Genomic DNA, 1,065 nt, shown 5'->3' with positions numbered 1-1,065 from the left:
ATAACAAAAAAAGTTATATTATTATTTTTATTGGTATCAGTGTTTTCTTTTTCTAAAGATTTTTGGGAAAAAAGAAATTTTACAGTAAACGTTACTGAAGATGCAACAATTAATGGCAAAAAAAGAAGCAAAAGTTATGTGATGTCTTATAATTCTGGGACAATGAAATTAACAATTACAGCTCCAAGTGTGAATAAAGGAGAAGTGTATACTTTTAGCGGAAGCAAGAAGACAATCTATTATCCAAGTCTAAAACAGACTGTAACACAGAAAGTTGAAAAAAGCGAAGCAAATATATTATCTGTATTTAATAAATTACGAGGTATAACTTCTAAAAAAACGCAAACTAGAAATGGAGATACATTTACATTTTCTAATAGTTGGCTAACTGCAATAAAAAGCAGTGGAAATACAGTGAATTTTAGTGACTATAAATCATCAAATGGGTATAGTTATCCAAGTAAAATATCTGTAAGTGATGGAAGTTCTCAAATAATTTACAGATTGTCTAATTTTAGATAATAAAAAATTTAAACTGATATGAAATAAAATGAAGATATGAAAATAATAAAGACAAATTGTATTGTTTTAAAGAAAGTAGAAATGAGAGAGGCGGATTTACTCGTAACATTGTTTAGTAAAGATTATGGAAAAATCATGGCAACAGCATATGGAATTCGAAAATCAAAAAAAAGAGATGTTATTTCTTTAAATCCGCTTAATAAAGTTGAAGTAACACTTATACAAAAGAATAATTACTATATTGTAAAAGATGTAGAAATAATCCAAAATTTTAAACATATTATGAAAGATATTGAAAAATTGGAAATTTCATTATATGTATTAGACAGTATAGATAAGATTTACTATACAACAGATGAAAATGGAGATTTTTTTGATAAATTAGTAGAAATATTAAGTTTTATTGATGTTCTTCCATATATAAAAAAAGGCTATAAATATTATATTTTATTATCATTTTTAAGAAGAATAATGATAGAACAAGGAATTTATGATATAAATGAAATTAGTTTGATACTAGAAAAAGAAAAATCGGAAAATATT

General features: G+C 24.3%; 2 protein-coding genes. Both read left to right on the top strand.

What is annotated here, in order from left to right:
- Positions 1-522 (top strand): hypothetical protein, encoded by a 522-nt coding sequence (locus Q0370_RS04070; protein WP_299572481.1) that lies wholly within the window; start codon positions 1-3, stop codon positions 520-522.
- A 36-nt stretch (positions 523-558) separates the two neighbouring features.
- Positions 559-1,065 (top strand): DNA repair protein RecO (gene recO, locus Q0370_RS04065; RefSeq protein ID WP_299572478.1); only part of this gene is annotated, 507 nt, incomplete at its 3' end.

This window comes from uncultured Leptotrichia sp., assembly GCF_938036635.1.
In the GTDB taxonomy this organism is placed as follows: domain Bacteria; phylum Fusobacteriota; class Fusobacteriia; order Fusobacteriales; family Leptotrichiaceae; genus Leptotrichia; species Leptotrichia hongkongensis.
The sequence above is the reverse complement of the archived record's forward strand: the minus strand, read 5'-3'. Positions and strand labels throughout refer to the sequence as shown.